14 protein-coding genes and 1 pseudogene are annotated in these 15,592 nt (G+C 61.4%); 7 read left to right on the top strand and 8 right to left on the bottom strand.

Annotated elements, in window-relative coordinates; translation table 11 throughout:
* Window positions 1-28 precede the first annotated feature (28 nt).
* The 7 genes and pseudogenes from ehuB to AB4Z25_RS24350 all read right to left on the bottom strand — a co-directional run.
* A complete protein-coding gene (gene ehuB / locus AB4Z25_RS24380) occupies window positions 29-880 on the bottom strand; it encodes an ectoine/hydroxyectoine ABC transporter substrate-binding protein EhuB (RefSeq protein ID WP_442209627.1) in 852 nt (283 codons plus the stop codon).
* Between the two features lie 62 nt (window positions 881-942).
* Window positions 943-1,959 carry a N(2)-acetyl-L-2,4-diaminobutanoate deacetylase DoeB gene (gene doeB, locus AB4Z25_RS24375; RefSeq protein WP_442209626.1) on the bottom strand — a complete coding sequence of 339 codons (1,017 nt, stop codon included), beginning with the start codon at window positions 1,957-1,959 and terminating at the stop codon, window positions 943-945.
* Between the two features lie 4 nt (window positions 1,960-1,963).
* Window positions 1,964-3,142, bottom strand: coding sequence for an ectoine hydrolase DoeA (gene doeA / locus AB4Z25_RS24370; RefSeq protein ID WP_442209624.1), 1,179 nt, complete (start codon window positions 3,140-3,142; stop codon window positions 1,964-1,966).
* The gene (gene eutC / locus AB4Z25_RS24365; RefSeq protein ID WP_442209622.1) at window positions 3,139-4,152 is read right to left on the bottom strand and encodes an ectoine utilization protein EutC; all 1,014 of its coding nucleotides are present in this window, start codon (window positions 4,150-4,152) and stop codon (window positions 3,139-3,141) included. Before eutC ends, doeA begins: the two co-directional genes overlap by 4 nt.
* On the bottom strand, window positions 4,149-5,165 hold the full coding sequence (gene eutB / locus AB4Z25_RS24360; protein WP_442209621.1) for a hydroxyectoine utilization dehydratase EutB: 1,017 nt from the start codon (window positions 5,163-5,165) through the stop codon (window positions 4,149-4,151). The genes eutC and eutB overlap by 4 nt, the downstream gene beginning before the upstream one ends.
* 69 nt (window positions 5,166-5,234) lie before the next feature.
* Window positions 5,235-6,683: a MocR-like ectoine utilization transcription factor EhuR gene (ehuR, locus tag AB4Z25_RS24355; RefSeq protein ID WP_442209619.1), complete on the bottom strand. Its 1,449-nt coding sequence runs from the start codon at window positions 6,681-6,683 to the stop codon at window positions 5,235-5,237.
* A gap of 122 nt (window positions 6,684-6,805) precedes the next feature.
* Window positions 6,806-6,892: pseudogene (locus AB4Z25_RS24350) on the bottom strand (ion channel); the annotation flags it as partial.
* A gap of 88 nt (window positions 6,893-6,980) precedes the next feature.
* Between AB4Z25_RS24350 and AB4Z25_RS24345 the strand changes: the two are divergent.
* Window positions 6,981-7,391: a serine hydrolase gene (locus tag AB4Z25_RS24345; protein WP_442209670.1), complete on the top strand. Its 411-nt coding sequence runs from the start codon at window positions 6,981-6,983 to the stop codon at window positions 7,389-7,391.
* A 43-nt stretch (window positions 7,392-7,434) separates the two neighbouring features.
* On the opposite strand, the gene AB4Z25_RS24340 is transcribed toward AB4Z25_RS24345, so the two are convergent.
* Complete coding sequence (locus AB4Z25_RS24340) at window positions 7,435-7,905, bottom strand: hypothetical protein (RefSeq protein WP_442209617.1); 471 nt, start codon at window positions 7,903-7,905, stop codon at window positions 7,435-7,437.
* A gap of 242 nt (window positions 7,906-8,147) precedes the next feature.
* On the opposite strand from AB4Z25_RS24340, the gene AB4Z25_RS24335 reads away from it, so the two are divergent.
* The 6 genes from AB4Z25_RS24335 to AB4Z25_RS24310 all read left to right on the top strand — a co-directional run bounded on the left by AB4Z25_RS24335 (window position 8,148) and on the right by AB4Z25_RS24310 (window position 15,582).
* Window positions 8,148-9,683 carry a DHA2 family efflux MFS transporter permease subunit gene (locus AB4Z25_RS24335; protein ID WP_442209615.1) on the top strand — a complete coding sequence of 512 codons (1,536 nt, stop codon included), beginning with the start codon at window positions 8,148-8,150 and terminating at the stop codon, window positions 9,681-9,683.
* A gap of 235 nt (window positions 9,684-9,918) precedes the next feature.
* On the top strand, window positions 9,919-10,950 hold the full coding sequence (locus tag AB4Z25_RS24330; RefSeq protein ID WP_442209613.1) for a substrate-binding domain-containing protein: 1,032 nt from the start codon (window positions 9,919-9,921) through the stop codon (window positions 10,948-10,950).
* A gap of 71 nt (window positions 10,951-11,021) precedes the next feature.
* Window positions 11,022-12,566, top strand: a complete 1,545-nt coding sequence (locus AB4Z25_RS24325; RefSeq protein WP_442209611.1) for a sugar ABC transporter ATP-binding protein — start codon at window positions 11,022-11,024, stop codon at window positions 12,564-12,566.
* A 28-nt stretch (window positions 12,567-12,594) separates the two neighbouring features.
* Window positions 12,595-13,584, top strand: a complete 990-nt coding sequence (locus AB4Z25_RS24320; RefSeq protein WP_442209609.1) for an ABC transporter permease — start codon at window positions 12,595-12,597, stop codon at window positions 13,582-13,584.
* 1 nt (window position 13,585) lies between these two features.
* Window positions 13,586-14,590 carry a sugar-binding transcriptional regulator gene (locus AB4Z25_RS24315; RefSeq protein ID WP_442209608.1) on the top strand — a complete coding sequence of 335 codons (1,005 nt, stop codon included), beginning with the start codon at window positions 13,586-13,588 and terminating at the stop codon, window positions 14,588-14,590.
* Window positions 14,587-15,582, top strand: a complete 996-nt coding sequence (locus AB4Z25_RS24310; RefSeq protein ID WP_442209607.1) for an aldo/keto reductase — start codon at window positions 14,587-14,589, stop codon at window positions 15,580-15,582. Before AB4Z25_RS24315 ends, AB4Z25_RS24310 begins: the two co-directional genes overlap by 4 nt.
* The last annotated feature ends 10 nt before the right edge of the window (window positions 15,583-15,592 follow it).

Below are 15,592 nucleotides of genomic sequence, written 5' to 3'. Positions count from 1 at the left end.
ATCAGAGGTGATCGAGCGCCTTCTGCCGTTACTTGCCGGCGCAGAGGTCTTCGACCTTCTTGCCTGCCGCCGCAGCGATGCTCTGTTCGGATACACCGTACTTGGTCAGGATTGCCTTGTACTCATCCGTCGTGCGGAACTTGACGAGGGCGGCATTGAAGGCGTCGCGCAGTTCCTTGTCTTCCGGACGGAAGGCGAAGCCACCATAGTTGCGAACCGGGGCGTCCTTGACGATCGGATCCTCGAACGGCGCGGCTTGTTCGACCTGCGCTTGGCCCTTTGCCAGTGCCGCGACAGTCAATTCCGTCGCTGCATAGGCGTCGGTGCGGCTTTGAACAGTCGGGATCGCATCGGCATTGGCCGGAATGAAGACGATCTGCTCATCCTTGACGCCGACGGCGCGCAGGAAGTCGACATTGTTGGCGCCCGAAACGACGGCAACCGTCAGCGACGGGTCCTTGGCGATATCGGCATAGGTCTTCAGGCCCTTCGGATTGCCCCTCTTGACGAGCAGGCCTTCGCCATAGGAGGAGTTCGGCTCGGTGAAGGCCACCTGCTTGCAGCGTTCCGGCGAGATATTCTGCTCGGCGGCGGCAAAATCGAAGCGCTTGGCCTTGAGGCCGGGGATCAGCGTACCGAACGGCGTCACCGTCCAGTTGATCTCGGCAATTCCCATGGATTTCAGCACGGCGCTGGCGACATCCGGGCCGATACCGGCAGAGGTGCCGTCGGGCTGCATGTAGGAATAGGGCACTTCGTTGGCGGTGGCAGCGCGGATATAGCCCTGGTCCTTGACCTCTGCGAGCGTCAGGGCGCTGGCAGATGTTACGCCCAGGATCAGGGCAAGGGCGGAAAGGCCGGCGATCGTCTTGATAGGCATGCGAATTCTCCTCTGGTTAGGGTTTGCGGTCCGTTTTCGGATCTCGCGTCGGTTTCTCTTGGTTATGTCTCTCCCGTGACCGTGGCGATCACGGAAAGGCAGTCGCCGGCCTTTATCAGGCCGGGTACGTGGCGAGCCGCGAGCACGCCATCCATGGCGGCGCGGTACTCGATCGGTGCGAGGCCGGTCTTGCCGGCCGGATAGACGCGGGCGATGATCTCGCCGTTTCTCACGGGATCACCGAGATCTACGGCGAAGGCGATCAGCCCCTCATCCTCGGCAAAGGTAAAGCAGTCGCTCGATGGCATATCCAACCAACGAGTGGGCGTGACATTCGGTTCACCCGAAAGGATCCCGGCATGCCGCAAAAGATTGAGGCTGCCCCGACGGGCAATCCCGATCGAGCGTGCCGTGGCCGTCCCGGCGCCGCCGAGTTCGGTGGTAACGAAGGTCTTGCCCATCTCTTCGACCGTTGTGTCGAGCATGCCGACAGCGTCGATCTCCAGCATCTTCATGGAGAAGGGGGCAGCGAAGGCGGCGACGGCATTAAAGCAGCGCGCCTCCTGATCCTTGTCCGGGAGTTCGTGCGCGGCGGCATAGGGCAGGAAGTCCAATGTCCTGCCGCCTGAGTGGAAGTCGATAACGATATCGGCGAGCGGGAGCAGATGGCGCGTGACGTAATCGGCGATCTTTTCGGTCACCGTGCCGTCCGGTCGGCCCGGAAAGCTGCGGTTCAGGTTCCCCCGATCGATCGGCGACGTCCGTGTTCCGGCGCGAAAGGCCGGGTAGTTGAGGGCGGGAACGATGATGATGCGACCATTCACTTCGGAAGGATCCAGCGTCTGCGCCAGTTCGAAGAGTGCCGCCGGCCCTTCATATTCATCGCCATGGTTGGCGCCGGTCAGAAGTGCCGTCGGGCCTTCGCCATTGGCAATGACGCAGATCGGGATCATGACCGAGCCCCAGGCGCTGTCATCACGGCTATAGGGCAGGCGCAGATGTCCATGCCGCACGCCCTTTGCGTCGAAATCGACGGAGGGCGTGATCGGCGAGGGACGGAGCGCAGCACTGGTCGGCATCGCCTCAGCCCTTCACGAACAGTTGGCGCGGCACATTCGACAGGCATTCGACGCCGGTTTCGGTGATCGCTATACTCTCGGTGATCTCAAGCCCCATATCTTCCAGCCAGAGGCCGGTCATGAAATGGAAGGTCATGCCGGGCTTCAGTTCGGTGCGGTCGCCGGGGCGCAGGCTCATGGTGCGCTCGCCCCAATCCGGCGGGTAGGAAAGCCCGATCGGATAGCCGGTGCGGTTGTCCTTGATGATCCCGTATTTCTTCAGGACGGCGAAGAAGGCGTTGGCGATATCTTCGCAGGTGTTGCCAGGCTTGGCAGCCGCAAGACCAGCTTCCATGCCTTCCAGCGTCGCCTTCTCGGCATCGAGAAAGGCTTGCGTCGGCTTGCCGAGGAAGACGGTGCGCGACAGCGGGCAGTGATAGCGCCTGTAGGCGCCGGCGATCTCGAAGAAGGTGCCTTCGCCTGAGAGCATCGGCTTGTCGTCCCAGGTCAGGTGCGGCGCGGATGCGTCGGCGCCTGATGGAAGAAGCGGCACGATTGCCGGATAGTCGCCGCCGAACTCAGGCGTTCCCCGGATGCCCGCGTCATAGATTTCGGCGACGAGATCGCATTTGCGCATGCCAGGCTCGACCACCTCGACGATGCGCTTGTGCATCAGTTCGACGATCTTGCCGGCCTTGCGCATGTAGTCGAGTTCGGTCGGGCTCTTGATGGCGCGCTGCCAGTTGACGAGGCCTGCGGCATCCTTGAAGCGGGCATTCGGCAGGTTCTTCTGCAACGAGGCGTAGGCAGCCGCAGAGAAGTAGTAATTGTCCATCTCCACGCCGACCGTGAGGCCCGACCATTTGCGCTCGTCGATGATCTTCGAAAGCAGATCCATCGGGTGCCGTTCGGTCGACTGCACATAATGATCGGGATAGCCGACGATGTTGTCGTGATGGAGGTAAGCGGTGCGCTTTGCGCCGTTGGCGTCCTGCTTGCGGCCGTACCAGATCGGCTCGCCTGATGGTGGCACCAGCACGCATTGGTGCACATAGAAGGACCAGCCATCGTAGCCGGTGAGCCAGTGCATGTTCGACGGGTCGGTGACGACGAGCAGATCGATCCCGGCCTTTTCCATCGCATGACGGGTCTTGGACAGGCGCTCGGCATATTCCTCACGCGTAAAGTTCAGCGTCACACTCACGCGGCATCTCCCATTTCTCTTTTGTTTTCGATTGTCTGGCCGCTGTCTGCCGCGACGGCGCGGCTGACGGCCAGATTGGCGATCGCGGTGTCCTGCACGCCGGTGCCCGTCAGGTCGGCGAAGGTTATGTCTTCGGCACTTGCGCGGCCCGTTGCCTTGCCGGCGATCACCGCTCCGAGTTCGGCGAATTGCTGTTCCGATGTGGCAAAGCCGGCCTTGATGGCGTGGTGCAACTCGCCGAGAATGCATGTCTGTGACAGCCGGTCGGCAATGTAGGTGGTGCGGGCGAAGACGGCCGGATCGATCTCGTTCTTGTGTTCGGAATCCGATCCCATCGCCGTCAGATGCTGGCCGGGTTCGAGCCACTCGGCCATCAGGATGGGCTTCTCGGTCGGCGTCGTGGTGACGATGATGTCGCTGCCGCGTACGGCCTCGCGCGGATCGGCAACGGCGGTAACGTCGATCCCGTATTGCCGTGCGCAGTCTGCGGCCAGCTTCTCTGCTTTTTCATGATCACGCGCCCAGATGCGCGCCGATCTGATAGGCCGCACCAGCATCAGTGCCGCAAGCTGCAGCTGCGCCTGCATGCCTGCGCCGAAGATCGTGGCGACGGAGGCATCGTCTCGCGACAGATGGCGGGCAGAAACGGCACCGGCTGCCGCGGTGCGCACGTCCGTCAGGTAGCCATTGTCGAGAAGAAGTGCTTCCACCAGGCCCGTCCTGGCGCTGAACAGGATCATCAGCCCGTTGAGGCTGGGAAGGCCAAGCTTCGGATTGTCGAAGAAGCCAGGGCTCACCTTGATCGCGAAGCCGTCGAAACCCGGCACATAGGCCGTCTTGACGTCCACTTCGCCGCGGAACTCGGGAATGTCGAGACGCAGGATCGGCGGCATGGCAACCGGCAGGGTCGCAAGCGCCAGAAACGCCTGCTCGACACAGTCGACGGCGGAAAGATCGAGGCTGACGACGGCACGCAGGTCTCTTTCCGTCAGGATCCGAATGCGGCTCATGCGGCGCCTCCCGCGATGATGTGGCGGTGAACCGCAGGATCGATATTGCCGCCAGAGATGATCAGGGCCGTGGTGCCGGAGAGCGCGACCTTGCCTGCAAGGATGGCGGCGATGCCAACGGCACCGGCACCCTCGACTGTCTCGCCTTCTTCGCGCGCGGAATGGCGAATGCCCATTGCAATCTCGGCCTCGGTCAGCAGTACGCTCTCGTCGAGCAGATCGCGGCAGAGCGGAAAGGTCACGCGGTTCGAGAGGCCGATACCGCCACCCAGCGAATCCGCCAGCGTTTCTTCCTCGCGCACGGCAACAGGTCTGCCGGCGGCGATCGATGCATGCATCGCCGCGCCGCGCTCCATCGAGATGCCGATGATCCGCACCCGAGGCTTCAGCGACTTGACCGCGACGGCGATGCCAGCTGCCAGCCCGCCGCCGGAAAGAGGGATGAGAATGGTCGAGAGATCCGGCAGGTCATCGACGATCTCGAGGCCGATCGTGCCTTGGCCGGCAACGACGTCGGCATGGTCAAACGGTGGGATCGGCGTCAGTCCATGGCTTGCAACGAGCCGCTCGACCTCGTCCTGCGCATCGTCCTGCGAGACGCCGACAATGCGGATTTCCGCACCCAGTGCCCTTATGGCTTCGACCTTGTTGGCGGGCACCAGCGACGACATGCAGATCGTTGCCGGGATGCCGAGCGCGCGCGCTGCAAAAGCGACGGCCCGGCCGTGATTGCCGGTCGAGGCGGTGACGAGACCACGCTCGCGTGCGGCCGGATCGAGCGAGAGGATGGCGTTCGTCGCGCCGCGCAGCTTGAAGGCGCCGATCGGCTGACGTGTCTCGAGCTTCAGATGAACGGGTTGCCCGGCATGCCTGGAGAGCGCAGCGGAGTGAACGAGCGGCGTGCGCGTCACGTGATCCCGGATGCGGGCGGCAGCGCGCTCGATATCAGCCAGGCTGACCGGCAGCGTCTCGTCTGTTGATCTCGGCAATGTCTCGCTCTTCATGATTGTCATGTTGAGAGCGAAATAAAATCATGTCAATTATTATATTGTAATGATTCAATGATTGTGCCGCACCGGATCTCAGCCGATGGAGCCGACGTCATAGACGGGCGGCAGCTGCTCGAAGGCCTGCCGCACGGTCGTCAGCGCCTTCCTCAGGCTCGCATGGCTCATTCGTCCGCCAAGGCAGATACGGATGCCGCCACCGTGCCCGGGTCCGGCAATGAAGGGCTCCGATGGCGTGACCGCGACCTTCTGGTTGGCGAGCGAGCGCACCAGGCCGTCCTCGGTCCAATGTTCAGGCACTTTCAGCCAGGCGCAGAGTGACAGCGGGTGGCTGGATGCGAAATGGCCGCCGAGGATTTCGACAGCGATGGTTTGGCGTGCGCGTGCTTCCTCCCGCTGTATTGCCAGCAAATGCTGCGCCGTGCCGTTCTCGACCCAGCGCGTGGCGATTTCGGCGGTCAGGTAGGTGCCGCTCCAGCTCGACACCCGCAGGATGGAGGCAGCGCGGATGGAATAGGCGGGTGGGACGACGAGATAGCCGACCCTGAGGCCTGTCAGGACCGTCTTGGTAAAGCTTGTGGCGAAGAAGCCGAGATCAGGCAGCAGCTCGCTGATCGAGGGCAGGTCGTCCTCGATCATCGGCCTGTAGACCTCATCTTCGATGACGAAGACGCCGTAACGCTGGGCGATCTCGGCGATCGCGCGCCTGCGCGCCGCGCCGGCAACATGGCTGGTCGGATTGTTGAGCGTCGGAATGAGGACCAAAGCCCGTACGCTGCCCGCTGCGCAGGCGGCTTCCAGGGCATCGGGCAAAATCCCCTCGGCATCGGTGGGCAATCCCTTCAGGCTGAAGCCGAGGATATTGGACAGGCCGATGATGCCGTGATCGGTGAGATTTTCGCACAGCACGACATCGCCGGAGCGGATGATGCAGCTGAGCGCAAGGAAGATGCTATGCGCCGCTCCGTTGGTCACCAGGATGCGCTCGGCGCCGGCGCTGACGCCCATCGGCCGCAGCCAGAGCTGCGCTGTCTCGCGATGGCGGTCGAGCCCGGCGATCGGACGGCAGGGCCGCATGAAGCTGGCGATATCGCTGTCTGCGAGCTCGCGGAAGATTTCTCGGGAAGCGTCCTCATGCGCGTCTAGATAGACGGCGCGGATGATGGAAAGGTCTAGCACTTCGTTTTCGCTGTGGTCGAGCATCATCCGGCCTGCGCGGTCGGTCACGCGCGGCCTGACGAAGGTGCCACGGCCGATCTCGCCACTGAGATAGCCGAGCCTTTCTGCTTCCTTGTAGGAGAGGCTGACGGTCTGGACCGACAGCCCGATTTCGCGCGCCAGATCGCGATGTGTCGGCATCCGATCCATCGGCTTGAGAAGGCCGGAATCGATATCGGCGATGATACGCTCGGTCAGAGCCGAATGCTTCGTCTCGCCCTTTTGCTTTGCTAGGCTCGGTCGCCAATTGACCGGTTTTGTCGCGGAAATCGGTTTTGTGGCGAGCGGATTGGCTTGGCGGCGCATGAATTGTCTCGTTCTAACGGAAAGTATTTCATGACATTATGCACGTTCCGAACAAAAAGATGAAGCGCTGAGCATAGTGAGCGGCATTCCTCACGACCCTTCGTCCGGTATATTCAGGATTTCGGCGTCGTGATGTCTCCAAACCCCGCCGCCGTCACGGTCACGACGGTGAAGTAGAGCGCATCAACGAAGCCTTCGCCTCCCGCTCTTGTCGAAGAACGACTGAATGACGGAGCCTGTCCTGGTAAGGGCTTCGCTATCTAACACGATGGTGCCGCTGAGCGGCCCCATGCCCGGATCACCGTCGACCTGGAAGGCACGGCGCGGGCCGGCGGCGGCCTGTTCCTGTCCGCGCGCGACTTCGCCCGTCTTGGCGATCTGATCCGCCGCGGCGGCGCACGCGACGGAAAACAGATCATTCCCGCGGACTGGATCCGCGACACCACGACCGGCGGCAGCCGTCATGCCTGGACAACCGGCAACTTCGCCCCCTGGCTCCCCTCCGGCTACTACCGGAACCAATGGTACCAGACCGGCAACGCCGACGGCGCCTTCTTCGCACTCGGCATCCACGGCCAATGGCTCTTCGTCAACCCGCGCGCAGACCTCGTGATCGTCAAATTCTCGTCACAGCCGAATCCGGTGGATGATGGCCTGAAGCAGATGAATATGGCGCTATTCGATGCGATTGCGGAGATCGCTGGATAGGGCGGTGGTAACGCAGGCGGCGGAAGCTCGCCGGCCGGCGGCGTCAATTGTCCCCGGCGAATTCGACGGATGAGATTTCGACCGACCAATCCAGGTCGCCCGGCGACGGGTTGCCAGGCAGGGTTTGCAGGCCGCGATACGAATTGAGCGCCCAGCACGTGCCGTAGGTCTCATGCGGTCCGATGATCTTGTAGCTGGACAGATAGTCCGAGTAGGTCTCGATGCTGAAACCTGGACGTTTGGCGATCAGGCGAAAACGCACCGTGTTGATCGCGCGGTCCGATCCGTTGGAAAGTTCGACGAAAACCGGCTTGTCCGCTGTCTCACAGCCGCGCGTTGAACTCTTGCCCACCACGAGCCTTGCCATGTCATCGCGACCGGACTGTTGGGAGTAAAAATATGCGGCAATGCCCCCGCCGGCGACAATGAAGATCGCAAGAGCAATTAATGCAGGCCGGGGAAACAGAAAGAAGAAAACAACAAATACAACGACGGCAACGATCAACAATATCATCTGGCGATGCCCCTTTGATGATGACCTAGTGTCATTGGCCCGGACATGCAAGGCTGGGGCCTGGGATGATCGTTTCATCCGCTAGCTATCGGCGCGTATAGGGCCATGCCATTGTGGCAGGAGAGGTTCGTCCTCGCCTTCGGATCTGCGGCTCGATGCCCTCTTGTTTTCGATTGCCAATGCCGTGACGCTGACGGTGCGCCAATCGGATCGATAACGCGGCTCTCTGGAGGGCCAGAACCATGCCTGATGTTGCAGACGCCAGTTCGAAGCCCGTGCTCGTGTGGACCGGCTTTCTGGCGATGTGCATAGGCATGTTCATGGCCATCCTCGACGTTCAAGTCGTTGCGACTTCGCTGCCGACAATCCAGTCAGCGTTGGCAATCGACCCGGACCAGATGAGCTGGATACAGACCGCCTACCTGATCGCTGAAGTGGTCGCGATACCCCTGACCGGTTTTCTGACGCGCCTCCTCAGCATGCGGTGGCTGTTCGTCGCCTCCCTGAGCCTCTTTGTTGTCGCGTCGGCCGGCTGCGCCACGAGCGGCAGTTTTGACGGCCTCGTTGCCTGGCGCGTTCTTCAGGGCTTCTCCGGCGGCACATTGATCCCCTCGGTATTCTCGGCGGTCTTCATCCTTTTCCCCGCGGAGCGGCAGACAATTGCGACGACTATTGCCGGCGTCCTCGCGGTTCTCGCGCCGACGGTCGGGCCTATCGTCGGCGGCTGGCTGACAGAGACCTATTCGTGGCACTGGCTGTTTCTGGTCAACGTCATCCCTGGCATCCTCGCGGCACTGGTTGCCGCGCGATCGCTGCCGCGGGAAACCGGCGACATTTCCGAGCTCCGAAACCTTGACATATCAGCGCTTATGCTGATGGCGGCGAGCCTCGCATCACTGGAAATCGCCTTGAAGGAGGCTCCGACCAGCGGCTGGCGGTCGCTCTACGTCATCTCGCTTCTCATCTTGTCGATCGGATCGGGATTTGCCTTCGCCGCGCGGACGTTGCGCCGGTCGCGGCCGCTGGTGAACCTCAACAATTTCCGCGACCGGAACTTCCTGGCGGGATCGATCCTCAGCTTCATCCTTGGCATCGGCCTGTTCGGATCGGTCTATCTGATGCCGGTCTTTCTGGCTTTTGTACGCGGACATAACGCCCTGGAGATCGGCATGACCATGCTTGTCACCGGGATAACCCAGCTTGCGACGGCACCGATCGCCGTGGCGCTGGAAAAGCGCGTGGATGCCAGGCTGTTATCTGCCTTCGGCTTTGCGCTATTTGCGGCGGGTATCGCCATGAGTGCCTTCCAGGATCCACGTTCCGATTACGATGCGATGTTCTGGCCGCAGGTTGTCCGCGGCACCGCGATCATGTTTTGCCTTCTGCCGCCAACGCGCCTGGCGCTCGGAACGCTGCCACCAGACCGGGTCCCGGATGCGAGCGGGCTCTTCAACCTGATGCGCAACCTCGGCGGTGCCATCGGCATCGCCCTAATCGACACGATCATCTACACCCGGTCGGATCCGCTGGGGCAGGCGCTTTTGGTGCGGCTGCAGGCTGGGGATGTAAAGGCCGCGGCATTCGCCGGAATTCCAATGCAAATGATCGCCGATCAAAAAGGACCGCTGAGCGAGGAGACGATGGCGGCGATCGACCCGCTTGTGCAAACCGCGGCAACCGTTCTGGCCCTCAACGAGGCATGGATGGTCATGGCCGTTCTTACGGCGTGCGCGATGCTGTGTCTGCCCTTTGCCCGAAGAGTTGCTTCGGCCGGCTGATGCGGCAAGGTGTGATCAAGCGCGGAATACTTGTCCACCAAAACATTCCACGGTTTCAGGCCTCACTTCTCGGCTTCTTTATGAAATATATTTCATTGCGTGAATTATATTGACAGTACTCATTGCCTCAAGCTAACTGACATTACCGGCGTTCGAGGAGGAAATCCGGTTTCACTAAAAAGGCGCAAGCGCGCCATCGGCTTTTTGGGAGGGGCTTCGGCCTCGAGGAGGAACTTTGCGCAATTTTCTAGGAACGACTGCGATAGCCCTTTTGGCTGCCGCGACGTTGAGCACTGCGGCATCGGCAGCGGAAACGGATAACCCGTTTCGTTGCAAGCCGGGCGAAAAATACGTCATGAACGTTATGGTTTCGGGCGTCGAATACTGGTTTCCGGTCTATGAAATGTTCAAGCAGGCAGGTCAGCAGCTCGGTTGCGAGACCGCCTATACCGGCACACCGGAATATGACGTCAACAAGCAGATCGCGACCTTCGATCAGGCTCTGGCTCAGAACCCAGCCGGAATTCTCGTTCACCCGATGAATTCCGACCCCTTCATCGAGCCGATCAACCGGGCGATCGGCCAGGGCACGGCCGTTGTCACCTTCGCGGCGGATTCACCGCTTTCCAAGCGCATTTCCTTCATCACCTCGGACAACACGCGCGAAGGCACCTATGCCGCCGATGCGATTGCCGAGAAACTGGGTGGCAAGGGCGAGTATGCGGTTCTGGAAAATCCGGGGCAGGACAACCACGACAAGCGCATTGCCGCTTTCATCGCCCGCATGGATGAAAAATATCCGGACATGAAGCTCGTCGGCCGGGCTGCTTCGAACCAGGATCCGAACAAGGCCTACCAGGGCCTGATGAGCCTGGTTCAGGCACATCCGAACCTCAACGCCGTCTTCATGCCGGAAGCGAACTCTGCAATCGGTGCGGCTCAGGCCAACAAGGAAAGCGGCGGCAAGATCCTGGTGATGTGCGCCGACGTCAACGCCAATATTCTCGACATGATCAAGGCAGGCGAAGTGTTCGGTTCGATCAATCCGAACCAGGGCATGCAGGGCTACATGGGCTTCATGATGCTTTGGCTTGCCAAGCATCCCGAACTGATCGATCCGATGAACGATGCCAAGCGTTCGGGCTTCAACCCGATGAGCATTCCCTTCGTCGACAACGGCCTGTCGATCGTGACGGCTGCCAATGCCGATGATTTCTATTGGGACAAGTATCTGAAGCGCCGTGGTACCAAGGGTATCGAGGAATAAGCTTTCAGCAAGGCTGCCCGGGATGAGGAGATTCCGGGCAGCCACGCAAAGCACGAAGGAGGGAGATTGTCATGGTTCACGCGCCGGTCTTGGAGATACGCAATGTCAGCAAACGCTTTGGCGCGATCAAGGCCCTGACAGAGGTGACGTTTTCCCTTGAAAAGGGCGAGGTTCATGCTCTCTGCGGTGAGAATGGCGCGGGAAAATCGACGTTGATGAACATCATCGCCGGCGTATTGCAGCCGAATGAGGGAGAAATCCTTGTCGATGGCGCAGCGGTCAAGATCGCTTCCCCTGCCTTTGCCCAGTCGCTGGGTATCGGCCTCGTTCACCAGGAAATCGCGCTCTGCCCGGATGCGACGGTTGCCGAGAACATGTTCATGGCGGCAACCAACCGCCGCCGCTCGCCCTTCATGAATTTCGCCAGGCTGGAGCGCGAGGCGCAGGCGGTGATGAACCGCCTTGCTCCGATCGACGTCCGCCAGAAGGTCGGCGATCTGCCGATCTCAAGCCAGCAGCTGGTCGAGATCGCCAAGGCGCTGACGCTCGACTGCCGCGTCCTGATCTTCGACGAGCCGACGGCGGCGCTGACGGAAGCTGAAGCGCAGGTGCTGTTCGGCATCATCAACGATCTGAAAGCCCAGGGAATATCGATCGTCTATATCAGCCATCGTATGGCCGAGATCTTCAGTCTCTGCGACCGGGTCACCGTCTTTCGCGACGGACGTTATGTTTTGACGGAGAACGTGTCCGAAATCACGTCGGAAGACATTGTCCGCCGTATGGTCGGCCGCGAAATCACGCAGCTCTATCCCGAAAAGCAGCCTGTTTCCGAGCGCGGGGGAGAGCCCATTTTGTCCATCCGCGATCTCGGCGACGGCAAGCGCTTCCATGATGTCAGCTTCGAGCTGCGGAAGGGCGAAATCCTGGGGATCGGCGGCCTCATCGGTTCCGGCCGGACGGAGATTGCAGAGGGCATCTGCGGCCTGCGCACCGTAACCGAAGGCGACGTCAAGCTGGAAGGCAAGGCATTGCGGACGGCATCCTATGCAGATGCGGTTCGGGCGGGCGTGGTCTATCTGTCGGAGGATCGCAAGGGTTCTGGCGTCTTCCTCGATCTGTCGATCGCGCAGAATATCGCCGCTCTCGATCTGAAATCGCTGACCGGGCGGTTCGGGCTCCTGAACACGAAGGCGGAGGCAGAACGGGCAACGGATCTCACGCGCCGCCTGGGCGTCCGCATGGGTGGCATCGACATGCCGGTCTCATCGCTTTCCGGCGGCAACCAGCAGAAGGTGGCGATCGCCAAGCAGCTGGCAGTCGATCCGAAAGTTATCCTCATGGATGAGCCGACCCGCGGTATCGACGTCGGCGCCAAGTCCGAGATTCACCGGCTGCTTCGCGATCTCGCGCGGTCCGGGATCGGCATCGTCGTCATCACCTCGGAGCTGCCCGAGCTGCTCGGTCTTTGCGACCGGGCGGTCGTCATCCACGAAGGCCGGGTTGCCGGCGAACTCGAAGGCGAGGCGATGACCGAGGAGGCGATCATGCGGCTAGCCTCCGGTGTCGACACGCGGCAACACTTCACAACAAAGGCATCAGAGCATGCCGTCTGAAGAAAAAGCAGGGGCAGGAGACCAAACAATGACAGATCACGCATTGGCGGCGGCGAAGGAGCGGCCCTCTTCCTGGAAGAGATTCGGAACGATGCGGGAGGCGGGGCTGATCGCCATCATTCTCGCACTGTGCGTACTCATGAGTTTCGGCTCTCCGCACTTTCTGACGCTCGGCAATTTCAGAGCCATGCTGATGTCCTTCTCGGTGGAAGGCATCGTCGTGGTCGGCATGACCATCCTTCTGATCGTCGGCGGTATCGATCTGTCCGTCGGGTCCGTCGTCTGTTTCTCGATGGTGCTGTCGGGCTCGCTGTTTCTGATGGGCCTCGATCCGTGGAGCGCGTCGCTGATCGGAATTCTCGCGAGCGCGCTGATCGGTTGCGCGATGGGTTTCTTTGTCACGGTCGTCGGGCTCAACCATTTCATCACGTCACTCGCGGCGATGGTCATCGTGCGTGGAGTCTGCCTGATCATCACCAAGGGAACGCCGCTCTCGCTGTTCACGCTGCCACCGTCGTTCAAGGCGGTCGGGCAGGGAACGTTCTACGGGGTGCCTTACGTCATCCTGATCTTCGTGGCGGTCGTTGCCATCTTCGATTTCCTGCTGCGCCGGGCGACCGCCTTCCGCAAGGTTTTCTATACCGGCAGCAATGAGAAGGCAGCGCTCTATTCCGGGATCAAGACAGACCAGGTGAAGTTCTGGGTGACGGTTCTTTGCGCCACGCTGTCAGGCGTCGCCGGCGTCATCTACATGTCGCGCTTTGGTGCGGCCACCCCGACCTTCGGCGTTGGCATGGAGCTTAACATCATCGCGGCGGCTGTGATCGGCGGTGCATCTCTCAGCGGCGGGTCCGGGACGATCCTGGGCGCCATCCTCGGCATTGCGCTTCTCTCGGTCGTCACTAGCTCGCTGATCCTGCTCGATGTCTCCGTCTACTGGCAGGACATGATCAAGGGCTGCATTCTGCTGGCGGCGGTTTCCATCGACCATTTCCTTCACAAGCGGAAGGCTATCTGACATGCGGATTGCAAAACCGAAATCTCCCGCCGCACCGCGCGAAGAAATCGTCATTGCGCGGCAGATGCATCAAGCTCTGGTGCTGCACTTCCTTGAAGGACTGACGCAGGCACAAATCGCCGACCAGCTTGGCATCTCGCATGCCACCGTCAACCGGCTGATCAAGCGCGGGCGCCAGCTCGGCCTCGTTGAAATCAAGATCAAATCGCCGGTCGAGCCGTTGGTCGACATGGAGGAACAACTTCTGGCTCTCGGCGGCATCAGCCGTGCCATCGTGGTGCCGACCGTCTCCGACAATCCGCAGACGGCTTTGCAGGCGGTTGGCGAGGCGGCAGCACGTCTGCTTCTGGAGCAGATTGCCGACGGGGACACGATATGCATCACCGGTGGCAAGGGCGTCAGCGCTGTCGTTGCCGGTCTTCAGGCGCCGCGCCGTTTCGGTGTCGAAGTCATTCCGGCAACGGGCTGTGTGCAGGGCAAGCACTATACCGATGTGAACCACGTCTCGACGATGATGGCGGATAGGCTGGGTGGCCGGTCATACCAGATCCACGCGCCTCTCTTTGCCGACAGCGCGGCCGAGCGCGGCATGCTGATCAACATGCGTTCGGTTGCCGATGTCTTCAAAAGAGCGCGTGAGGCCAAGGTGGCGATCGTCGGCATCGGCTCGATCCTCTCCGACGACTCCAGCTATTACGATCTCCATCCGTCTTCCAGCACCGACCGCGCCGCGATCGAGCGCTCGGGTGCCTCATGCGAACTGCTTGCTCACTTGCTCGATGACGCAGGCGATATCTGCGACTACAGCCTCAACCGTTCTCTCGTGTCGCTGACGCTGCCGGAATTCGCGTCGATCCCGACGAAGATCGGCGTGGCAAGCGGGCCGAACAAGGCGGGTCCTATCCTCAGCGTCATGCGCGGCCACCATCTCGATACGCTGGTCACCGACGAGGCGACCGGTGCACGCGTTCTGGCGCTTGCAAGCTCGGAAGGAGGACGCGCATGAGCGGGCAGCAATTGACACGCGAAATCGGATCTTCGGGCGTCGCCGCCTCGGCGGTCGGCCTTGGCACCTGGGCTATCGGCGGCTGGATGTGGGGCGGCACGGACGAGGCGGAATCGATCTCCGCGATCCAGGCCTCGCTCGACGCCGGTGTGACCTTGATTGACACGGCGCCGGCCTATGGTCTCGGCCGGTCGGAAGAAATCGTTGGCAAGGCGCTCGCCGGCCGACGCGACAAGGCGGTCATCGCAACGAAGTGCGGCCTGGTCTGGCATACGGACAAGGGAACGCATTTCTTCGATCAGGACGGCAAGCCTGTTTACCGCTATCTCGGCCGCGATGCGATTTTCCATGAAGTCGAAGAGAGCCTGCGCCGCCTGGGCACCGACTATATCGACCTCTACATCACGCATTGGCAGGACCCGACCACGCCGATCGAAGAAACGATGCGGGCGCTCGAAGATCTGAAAACATCAGGCAAGATCCGCGCGATCGGCGCCAGCAATGTCAGTGCCACCGAGCTCAAGGCCTATATTTCCGCTGGCGGTCTGGATGCCATCCAGGAGCGTTTCAGCATCATCGACAGAGAGATCGAGGCCGATTTGTTGCCGCTGACCGGCGCAAACGGCATTGCGACGCTGAGCTACTCTTCTCTCGCACTTGGCCTCCTGTCCGGCGCGATCGGGCCTGAGCGGGTCTTTTCCGGGGATGACCAACGGCGGGACAATCCGCGCTTCTCTGTGGCTAACCGCGAGAAGGCGCTGGCTTTTGCCACGGCCATCCGGCCGGTCGCCGACAAGCACAGGGCCAGCATCGCGCAGACGGTCATCGCCTGGACGCTTGCCCAGCCCGGCGTCACTTTCGCGCTTTGCGGCGCCCGCAATCCGGCACAGGCGATCGACAATGCCCGGGCCGGAACCATACGGCTGGACGCGGAAGATCAGTCGGCCATCGACGCAGCCATCTCAGCGAAACTGACCGATATGGACAGGTAACGGATCGCCA

Source organism: Rhizobium sp. RAF36 (genome assembly GCF_052114105.1).
Taxonomy (GTDB): domain Bacteria; phylum Pseudomonadota; class Alphaproteobacteria; order Rhizobiales; family Rhizobiaceae; genus Rhizobium.
This window is presented reverse-complemented; position numbering and strand designations above follow the sequence as displayed.

What these genes read in the sequence shown, in the direction of transcription:
- AB4Z25_RS24335 (WP_442209615.1), top strand. Translation starts at nt 8,148, where the DNA reads ATGCCTGATGTTGCAGACGCCAGTTCGAAGCCCGTGCTCGTGTGGACC.
- AB4Z25_RS24340 (WP_442209617.1), bottom strand. Translation starts at nt 7,905, where the DNA reads ATGATATTGTTGATCGTTGCCGTCGTTGTATTTGTTGTTTTCTTCTTT.
- AB4Z25_RS24315 (WP_442209608.1), top strand. Translation starts at nt 13,586, where the DNA reads ATGCGGATTGCAAAACCGAAATCTCCCGCCGCACCGCGCGAAGAAATC.
- AB4Z25_RS24320 (WP_442209609.1), top strand. Translation starts at nt 12,595, where the DNA reads ATGACAGATCACGCATTGGCGGCGGCGAAGGAGCGGCCCTCTTCCTGG.
- eutB (WP_442209621.1), bottom strand. Translation starts at nt 5,165, where the DNA reads ATGACAATCATGAAGAGCGAGACATTGCCGAGATCAACAGACGAGACG.
- AB4Z25_RS24325 (WP_442209611.1), top strand. Translation starts at nt 11,022, where the DNA reads ATGGTTCACGCGCCGGTCTTGGAGATACGCAATGTCAGCAAACGCTTT.
- ehuB (WP_442209627.1), bottom strand. Translation starts at nt 880, where the DNA reads ATGCCTATCAAGACGATCGCCGGCCTTTCCGCCCTTGCCCTGATCCTG.
- eutC (WP_442209622.1), bottom strand. Translation starts at nt 4,152, where the DNA reads ATGAGCCGCATTCGGATCCTGACGGAAAGAGACCTGCGTGCCGTCGTC.
- ehuR (WP_442209619.1), bottom strand. Translation starts at nt 6,683, where the DNA reads ATGCGCCGCCAAGCCAATCCGCTCGCCACAAAACCGATTTCCGCGACA.
- doeB (WP_442209626.1), bottom strand. Translation starts at nt 1,959, where the DNA reads ATGCCGACCAGTGCTGCGCTCCGTCCCTCGCCGATCACGCCCTCCGTC.
- AB4Z25_RS24310 (WP_442209607.1), top strand. Translation starts at nt 14,587, where the DNA reads ATGAGCGGGCAGCAATTGACACGCGAAATCGGATCTTCGGGCGTCGCC.